This window comes from Ligilactobacillus murinus DSM 20452 = NBRC 14221 (genome assembly GCF_001591685.1).
GTDB lineage: Bacteria > Bacillota > Bacilli > Lactobacillales > Lactobacillaceae > Ligilactobacillus > Ligilactobacillus murinus.
In genome coordinates, this window is record NZ_BCVJ01000009.1 from 38765 (window position 1) to 46519 (window position 7755).

Annotated in this window: 12 protein-coding genes; 6 read left to right on the top strand and 6 right to left on the bottom strand. The window is 37.4% G+C overall.

Features of this window, described 5'->3' with window-relative positions; genetic code table 11:
• Positions 1–4: 4 nt before the first annotated feature.
• The 4 genes from LMU01S_RS03225 to LMU01S_RS03240 form a co-directional block, all read right to left on the bottom strand.
• Entirely contained in the window at positions 5–1105 is a 1101-nt protein-coding gene (locus LMU01S_RS03225) for an ATP-binding protein (protein WP_056959554.1), read from the bottom strand.
• Positions 1106–2410: an AAA family ATPase gene (locus tag LMU01S_RS03230; RefSeq protein WP_056959552.1), complete on the bottom strand. Its 1305-nt coding sequence runs from the start codon at positions 2408–2410 to the stop codon at positions 1106–1108.
• Positions 2400–2657, bottom strand: coding sequence for a hypothetical protein (locus tag LMU01S_RS03235; RefSeq protein ID WP_056959550.1), 258 nt, complete (start codon positions 2655–2657; stop codon positions 2400–2402). The genes LMU01S_RS03230 and LMU01S_RS03235 overlap by 11 nt, the downstream gene beginning before the upstream one ends.
• A gap of 72 nt (positions 2658–2729) precedes the next feature.
• Entirely contained in the window at positions 2730–2909 is a 180-nt protein-coding gene (locus tag LMU01S_RS03240) for a hypothetical protein (protein WP_056959548.1), read from the bottom strand.
• A 59-nt stretch (positions 2910–2968) separates the two neighbouring features.
• On the opposite strand from LMU01S_RS03240, the gene LMU01S_RS10430 reads away from it, so the two are divergent.
• Entirely contained in the window at positions 2969–3244 is a 276-nt protein-coding gene (locus LMU01S_RS10430; protein WP_156470377.1) for a hypothetical protein, read from the top strand.
• A gap of 105 nt (positions 3245–3349) precedes the next feature.
• Here LMU01S_RS10430 and LMU01S_RS03245 read toward each other — a convergent pair whose 3' ends face one another.
• Together LMU01S_RS03245 and LMU01S_RS03250 are read right to left on the bottom strand one after the other, a co-directional pair.
• Complete coding sequence (locus tag LMU01S_RS03245) at positions 3350–3586, bottom strand: hypothetical protein (protein WP_004047452.1); 237 nt, start codon at positions 3584–3586, stop codon at positions 3350–3352.
• Positions 3587–3599: 13 nt separating this feature from the next.
• The gene (locus LMU01S_RS03250; protein ID WP_004047450.1) at positions 3600–3791 is read right to left on the bottom strand and encodes a helix-turn-helix domain-containing protein; all 192 of its coding nucleotides are present in this window, start codon (positions 3789–3791) and stop codon (positions 3600–3602) included.
• 265 nt (positions 3792–4056) lie between these two features.
• Here LMU01S_RS03250 and LMU01S_RS03255 point away from each other — a divergent pair, with 265 nt between their 5' ends.
• The 5 genes from LMU01S_RS03255 to LMU01S_RS03275 all read left to right on the top strand — a co-directional run bounded on the left by LMU01S_RS03255 (position 4057) and on the right by LMU01S_RS03275 (position 7685).
• The gene (locus LMU01S_RS03255) at positions 4057–4377 is read left to right on the top strand and encodes a helix-turn-helix domain-containing protein (RefSeq protein WP_056959545.1); all 321 of its coding nucleotides are present in this window, start codon (positions 4057–4059) and stop codon (positions 4375–4377) included.
• Positions 4378–4391: 14 nt separating this feature from the next.
• Entirely contained in the window at positions 4392–4838 is a 447-nt protein-coding gene (locus LMU01S_RS03260) for an ImmA/IrrE family metallo-endopeptidase (protein WP_225354595.1), read from the top strand.
• 119 nt (positions 4839–4957) lie between these two features.
• Positions 4958–5356, top strand: coding sequence for a hypothetical protein (locus LMU01S_RS03265; RefSeq protein ID WP_056959542.1), 399 nt, complete (start codon positions 4958–4960; stop codon positions 5354–5356).
• 113 nt (positions 5357–5469) lie between these two features.
• Positions 5470–6468: an Abi family protein gene (locus tag LMU01S_RS03270; RefSeq protein WP_056959539.1), complete on the top strand. Its 999-nt coding sequence runs from the start codon at positions 5470–5472 to the stop codon at positions 6466–6468.
• A gap of 80 nt (positions 6469–6548) precedes the next feature.
• A complete protein-coding gene (locus tag LMU01S_RS03275) occupies positions 6549–7685 on the top strand; it encodes a tyrosine-type recombinase/integrase (protein WP_056959537.1) in 1137 nt (378 codons plus the stop codon).
• Positions 7686–7755 lie beyond the last annotated feature (70 nt).

The window sequence follows — 7755 nt, forward strand, 5'->3', positions numbered from 1 at the left end:
CCTCCTAATTATTTAAAAATTTCAAGGCTTCATCCCATTTAGAAACTAAATAAGCCCACAAATCTTGCGGAACGTTCTCAGTCGGCGTTCCTTCCGGCATAAAACCTGCATTATAGATAAGCTTCATGACATCTTTAGTGGATAATTGGCTCATTCTCATTAAATCAGCAACGTCTTGTGGAATAGCTGCAGAAATCTCTTCTGTATATTCCCGCGCCGGTAAATTTTCTGGTGGTGCCATTTGCACTTCTTGTTGTTGCGGTGGTTCTTCCGGTAATGGTACTTGCTCTTGTTGAACCGGTGGTACCTGTTGCGGTTGAATTTGTGATGGTGCAGGCTGAACTGCTGCTTGGACCGGTTGTTGTACTGGTTCAGCTTGTGGCATCGCTTGTTCAAGTTGAACTCTGATCTGTTCATAATCAAATGGAAGCTCATCAGCAAGTCCCAAGCGATTTTTAGCATCCCAGGTCGGTTTATGTGTCGTATACATTACACGTTGGCCACCAGTCGCTTTTTTACTATTAGTCTTACTATCTGTAATGACAGTCGTCTTGAAATTGGCAAACAAGATCATATCCGCCCACTCTTTTACCAGTGAGGCATCACGTCGTTCTAACTTCAGTACATAGCGATCAAACGCTCCTAGTTCATCAGGTAATTCATGCTTCTTAGTTTCTGAATGAGCTAAAAGAACAACGTTGTAATTTAACTCAACCAGTTCACTTAGTTTGTTTAAAAGCTTTCCAATCTCATCAGCTAAAGCAACATAGCGTGTACCATAACTAGAAGCATCAATCGCATCCCAGTTATTTTTTGCCATTAAATGTTGTTTTGCTAAATTTTCAGCCCAATCCATCGTGTCGATCACAATCGTTCTAGCAATACCCGAAGTACTTTTTAAATACTCAAGTTCTTCAAGTAGCATTGTCCAACTAGTTGGATCAGGTAACTTTTGGCTATCAATAAAATTTGTTGAACCTTCAGTATCGATATACACTGGTTGTGGAAAGTTATTAGCAAATGTTGTCTTTCCAATTCCTTCCGGACCATATACGACTACTTTTAAAGCTTTTGTTTGTCGTGTACTTGTAACTGTAAAATTCATTTAAAACGCTCCTTTCGTCGACCAGTCATTTACTGGCGGTGTAGTTGGTTTGTTTAGAGTTTCATTTTTAACTGCATAACCATCTTCGATAATGATCTCGCACTCATCGCCGACTGAAACTCGAGTAGCGATCGCTTGTAGTCCTTCTTGCTCAAGCCACGCACCAAATTCTTGTAGTGTGGCCATGTCCATCTGTTCCAATTTATCCAAAAGGACAAACCCGCATTCCGGTTTAAGCTTCCGAACGATCGCAGTCGAAACTTTCAACTGATCAGAGCCAGACATGTTATCCCATTTTTGGCCATTGTAGATCAATTCACCTTCTTGAACTGATAAACCTGGCAATGGTAACGGCGCTTGATCTAACAATGCTGTTCGTTGTTCACGAATGTTATCGATCTTGACAGTAAGCTCTTCGTATTTTTCTTTGTACTCTGCAGCGTCCATCTCCGCTTTTTCTTTATCAGAATTAGCCCGGACTTTTCGATTGATCTCATCGATATCAGCAATATTCTTTTGAAGCTCTTCAGTCGACTCATCTTGTAAGTCAAGCGCTGACTTTTGAGCGATCTCTAAATTTTGTGCTGTTTGCTGATGTCGAGACTCGTATTCTGCGAGTTGCTGACGTAAACGTGCTAACTCTGCTTCTTCTTGATCGTACTGATTCTTAATAAGTGTCAAGTTTTCGCGTTTACGCTGATTTTCGCCGTTTCTAGCAAGGATCGCTTGTTGTTGCTCGATAAGTTCAGTTACAGATACCAATTCTTTTGGTGCTTCTGGATAATATGGTTGCTCTTTAGCGTATTTCGCTTTTTGATCTGCAATCTGTCCGACCATTCGACGATCGTTATATAGAGTAGCTTCTTGGTTATCCAATTCAATCAACTGTGGACCGACTCCGATGATCTGCAGTAAGATCGTAGCTTTTTCCTTAGCTGTTGACTCCATGAATTTTGGCAAGTCGATAGCAAGCTCTTCTACAAAGCTATTAAGCAACTGCTGGCCACCTTTTTGTCCGTTTGGGTCAATTACCTTCAAGCTTGAGTTCTTACCCTTACGCTCAACGATAAGGCCGTTATTCATTGTGATATGCAAGCTTGGTGGTGTAACAGATCCTTCACGATTGGGTTTAGATGGTTTATGCTTGTTGCCGCCTAGAGCCCATGCGATCGCATCTAGCACACTTGTCTTTCCTTGGTTATTGTTTCCGCCAATGATCGTCAACCCGTTTTGGTTAGGTTCAATCACCGCAGCTTTGACTCGTTTGACGTTTTCGATTTCGAGTCTGTTGATTTTAGTCGGCATCGCGTGTCACCACCTTTTCTTGAATGTTAGTTGCTAGATCAACAATCTCTGACGGCAAGCGCATTGTCATACCTACTAACAACTCAGCAAGTCCCAATACAGTTCCTTGATTGGCAATAACGACATCGCTTTGACTGCCACCTCCGAATTTCGAAGCTGTGATGATGATATCGGTGTACCCTTCGCTTTTGAAAGTCTCTAACATCCCTTTGATGAGCTCTGCTTGTCTTTTTTGTTCCTTGTTCATTTTGTTCACCTCGTGATATAATTGATTTGTGATATATTTGATTTTTGGTCGCCTTTTCAGGTGACCTTTTTTTTATGGCTTGAATAGCCAGTCTAGGCCTCGAGTCCACGTTTCGTCTCGTGCACTTGCGATTGCTGTGACGATCATCGCCAAGATCGCAGCCCAACCAACTACCCACTCTTCATGTGGTAGAAAGCCGGCAATCATTATGCCTGCTAGAACTGCCACAAGATAGCTGCTGTTAAATTTCATTTGTTTTCACTTCCTTTCTGATATAATTTAGTCATCTCCTATGAAGGGAGGTGAATTTTTTGAATACTGTATTAGTTACATTTGATTTCTCATCCAACGCCAACAACTCAAAACTGGCGATTGACTTGAGAGCTACGCTAGAAACATTACCTAATACAAAATGGTTTCAGCATCTTCCTTCTGAAGTAATTTTAGTTACGCCTTTATCTACTTCAGAAATCTTTGAAACACTAAAAGCTGATACACGAAATATCCGAATCTTCATTTGTGATATTTCGAATGCAGTCACCAACTCGCATAGAACTACTGATTGGCTTTCCCAGAACAGCGATTAACGTAGCTTTCGTAAGCCGCTAAGTATTCTTCTTTTGATACAGGGTCACCTTTGAAGCTCATCCCTTCAAATGGATCCCTGTATTTTTTGTTGCTTTCTCCCATCTTTACCACCTCCCTTCATCGATACCTAAGTTCTTCAACTTTTTAAACCGATTAGCTGATTTCCAAATCAAGAACTCTTGATAACGATCCTCATCGATCCAAACTTCTTGAGTGGAAGGATGGATATACGCATCCCAAAACTCAGACTTTCGAAGCTCCTCTATTCGCCTGTGGTAGGTAGATTTGCTTTGTGCGTATTTTTCCATGAACTGTTCTTTATTTAGCCAATTCCTTGCCATATTTTTTCACCACCTATCTGATCTTGAAATCAGAAATGATTTTCAAAATGATTTTGTTCCCGCGTGGATTCTTCTTACGACCGGACAAGTAATCACTCATATCTTGTTTTGCGATTCCATACATTGCAGCTAAATCAGCGATCGTAATGTCGTTTGCATTCAAGTATTGAATGATGCGTTCGCGTCCTTCTAGTGTTTCTGGCATTTCGTTCACCTTCTTTTATTTAGTTAGCGTAAGATAATTTGATAGAAAAAAGTATAAAATTTATTGACGTTTTTTATACAAACATGTAAAATGAAAGCGTAATAAATAAGCCGTATAAAATAAACTTTCCACTAATGTTTTTGGTTTATTTAGACGTTTTATCTGACGTAATTTCTGTTCAATTAACTTACAACTATACTTTATTACGTTTCGTATAAAAAGTCAACAAGTTTTTATATTTTTGTGTAAAAAAAGAGGAAAAACTATGGAAACCTTATTTGACCGAATAAAAAGATTGGCTGAGCGTCGTGATATCAGCTTACAGGATTTGGCCACTGAACTATCATTTAGCAAAAATCTTATATATCGTTGGAAAACTTCAGATCCCAAAGCTAAAGATTTAGAAAAAGTAGCTGACTACTTCAATGTATCAGTCGACTACCTTTTGGGGCGGGAAGATACTGCAGAAGTAAACGATGACCACCTAAAAGTAGTTGCTGCTCATATCGATGACGATGCAACAGAAGAAGAAATTAACGAGATCTTGAATTTCATTGATTTCGTTCAAAGTAAACGCGGGAAGTGATTTATTTGGATCGTATGGAAAATTTGATGTCTCAGTATACATATCTTACTTTTCGCTTCGAAAAAGAGATGCCTCGTGCTTTGCCGGGACTGATCGTTGGTGATTTTGTACTCATCAATCCTAATCGAAGCAAAACTAAGCAGTATGAGACTTTAATTGAAGAAATTGGACATTACGAAAAAAGTGTGGGTAATATTTCAGATTATTCTGATCCTGATTCGAAAAAACAAGAATCTGAAGCTAGGCGTTGGGCCTATACTCATGCTGTTACATTAGATGAGTTGATTTACTGTTACGAGCATCATTTACACACAATCGATGACATCACTGAACATTTAGAGATCTCTGCTGAGTACTTAAATGCTGCTCTTGAAGTTTACAGGCAAAAACATGGTGAACAATTTTATTATCACCATTACCACTTCGATCTTCGGAGTGGTTTGAATATAGATAAATTGTAAGCCCTAACGTTTTACACTAGGTAATTTTTTGGGGTTTATATTTTAGGTAATAAATAGTGTTATATTTGACCAAAAACTGATGTCGTAAAAAGCTGAATAAAGGAAAGGAATATATCCATATGAGCGAAATAAAAGTTATTGCTATTCCTGACGATACACGCATTATTGTAAATATCGGATCTGAAACCAACGATGAAGACAAATACGTAACTGAAGGAAAGGAAATTGCTGTAGTTTGTGATGGAATCGACATAGTTGATCCAGACACCCAAAAATCTTTAGGATCATATTATCCAATTATTGAAAAGCTAAAAATTACGGAGATATATGATAACTTTTCAGTAGCTAGAAAAATTGTTAAAAAGAAAACAACTCCATTTGCTGCAGCAAATATCCCACCTATGTTCCGTGAAAAGGAATATAGTGAGTTTAAACACTTAAATATTGATAATAGTATTTCTTTACATCCACCTTATAAAAATTATATATCAATAGGTGATAAAGTTCGTTTTATATAATTATTGACAGATTATCATAAATACGGTAAGATTAGCTTGACTGAAATGAGCTCCTGAGTCTATGGAGCTTGTAAAAAGAGCTTCTTTCCGTATTGGAAGGAGGCTCTTTTTGCGTGAATCCAAAACATCCTTATCTGACCTTTGAAAAACAATTAAGACAATTAGAGAATCGTGGAATTATTGTAAATGACAAGTCATTCGCGATAAATGCTCTTCAAAATTTTTCATACTATTCTCTATCTAACGGCTATAAAGATTTATTTTTAGCTAGTAGATCTCCTGAAAAATTTAAGGATGGAACAACTTTTGAAATGCTATATACAGCTAACTGGCTCGATTTAAGTATGAGTAATATACTTTTTAAGTATAGTCTAATAGTCGAAAAGCAGCTTAAAACCGCAGTTTCTCATGTAGTAGCTAAAAGTTTTAGCATTGAAGAAACTAGATACTTAAATCCCAAAAATTATTCAACTACCAAAGCGCAACGTGGAAAGTTTTCTGATGTTCAAAAAGCAATAGATGAAGCTAAATATAAAAATCCCGTTTGCAAGTACTATATGGATACCGAAGATAACCTTCCACCATGGATTGCTATTCAAGGAATAAGTTTTGGATCAGCAGTAAATTGGTACTCTATTTTAAGAGAACCACATAAGCTTGAAGTAATAGATTCTTTTTTGAACTTGATTTTAAAGAGTGGCGCCATTTTAAAATTGGAAGATAGAAAGCACTTCTTTAAAATTTGTTTAGAACAAGTATATGAATTTAGAAATTTATCTGCACATGGAAATAGGACATTTAAATTGCAATTACCAGAAAAGCAAAGACAAGTTCCCCGCTATTTAAAATCAGCGAAACTTGATAAATACTACCCTGCTCAAGATGGAGTAATCATATCCAGAGATTCTATATTTTCTATAATCATGAGCTTGCTGATTCTTATAAATGACGCTTTTGTATCACGTAACTTGATAAATGAATTAGATAAATTATTTGAATTTTATGCTGATGATCCTAATATTTTTATTGACTCTAGTATATATGATTTATTTGGACTTGAACCAAACTTTATTGAATTTCTAGTGTCATTTTTTAATTATAAATATGACTAAAGGGTCAATATACACCCGTCACTGCGACGGGTTTTAAAAGAACTATAAAAGAACATACATTCGAGAAAAGAGGAAAGATTATGTGGATGGAAGAAAGAAATGGTCGTTATCGTTTTGTCGAACAATATATCGATCCTTACACTGAGAAAAGAAAGCGAGTTTCAGTAACATTAAATTCAAAGTCTAACCAAGCTAAAAAGCAGGCTAAGACCTTGCTAGATCAAAAGATACGCGCCAAGATCGATTCAGGTATCACAGATGACTTGATAACTGGAGTAACGATGCAAACACTGATCGAAGAATGGCTCGCTGTTTATAAAAAACAAGTCAAAAACGCTACCTACGTTCCTACGGTGAGCATCATGAATAAGGTCTTGAACGAAATAGATCCTGATACACTCGTGTCAAAAGTCACACCGGCGTTTTTGACGAAGCTCTTAGAAAGTTTCTTGTATGATGATAGACAAGATCTATCCAACAAATACGTCCGAATCATCAAAGCTAAACTCAGTGTATTGTTCCATTATGCTGTTAGCCAAAAATATATCTCTTCAAATCCTGTCGATACGATTAAGGTCAACTGGAAACGTAGCAATAAAACAACAAAGATAAAAGATAAATTCCTGGAAGATGACGAACTACATCAACTTCTTGATTATGCCTACACTAAGAATTTTCGCTATGCGACCCTTATTGAATGGCTATATTTAACTGGAATGCGCATTGGTGAAGCTCTAGCGCTTGATTGGAGCGATGTTACATCAACTGATGGTGCTTATACTGTCAAAGTGACAGGAACGCTAGAATACAAAAATATAGCCATTTCAGAGCAATATAAATCAGACCAAACTAAAACGGCTGCCGGAATGCGTGAGATCACCTTACCTTCTGCCGGTGTGACCATCTACGAAAAACTTAAGGCCTTAAACTACGACAATGGTGACTTTATTTTCCAGACATCGACTGGCTCGGTTATCCAACCTTCATCATTCAATAGTTTTTTGCGAACAGCTAAAAATGCACTCGAGATCGACAAGCACCTATCATCACACATTTTTAGACATACGCATATTTCCAAACTTGCCGAGCTAGGTGTGCCACTATATGTGATCCAGAATCGTGTTGGTCATGAATCAAGCAAAATAACACAGACGATTTATCTTCATGTCACAGAACAGGCTAAGAAACAATTAAATTCAAAATTGGACGAGCTTTAAAAAAAGTTTTCCCCCATTTGTCCCCCAAAGGGTATTTTTTTAGATCAAATTAGCCTCATTTAATTTTTTG

Coding starts and splice junctions, on each gene's coding strand:
- LMU01S_RS03250 (WP_004047450.1), bottom strand. CDS start 3,791: ATGCCAGAAACACTAGAAGGACGCGAACGCATCATTCAATACTTGAAT.
- LMU01S_RS03225 (WP_056959554.1), bottom strand. CDS start 1,105: ATGAATTTTACAGTTACAAGTACACGACAAACAAAAGCTTTAAAAGTA.
- LMU01S_RS03240 (WP_056959548.1), bottom strand. CDS start 2,909: ATGAAATTTAACAGCAGCTATCTTGTGGCAGTTCTAGCAGGCATAATG.
- LMU01S_RS03230 (WP_056959552.1), bottom strand. CDS start 2,410: ATGCCGACTAAAATCAACAGACTCGAAATCGAAAACGTCAAACGAGTC.
- LMU01S_RS03260 (WP_225354595.1), top strand. CDS start 4,392: ATGGAAAATTTGATGTCTCAGTATACATATCTTACTTTTCGCTTCGAA.
- LMU01S_RS03275 (WP_056959537.1), top strand. CDS start 6,549: ATGTGGATGGAAGAAAGAAATGGTCGTTATCGTTTTGTCGAACAATAT.
- LMU01S_RS03265 (WP_056959542.1), top strand. CDS start 4,958: ATGAGCGAAATAAAAGTTATTGCTATTCCTGACGATACACGCATTATT.
- LMU01S_RS03235 (WP_056959550.1), bottom strand. CDS start 2,657: ATGAACAAGGAACAAAAAAGACAAGCAGAGCTCATCAAAGGGATGTTA.
- LMU01S_RS03255 (WP_056959545.1), top strand. CDS start 4,057: ATGGAAACCTTATTTGACCGAATAAAAAGATTGGCTGAGCGTCGTGAT.
- LMU01S_RS03245 (WP_004047452.1), bottom strand. CDS start 3,586: ATGGCAAGGAATTGGCTAAATAAAGAACAGTTCATGGAAAAATACGCA.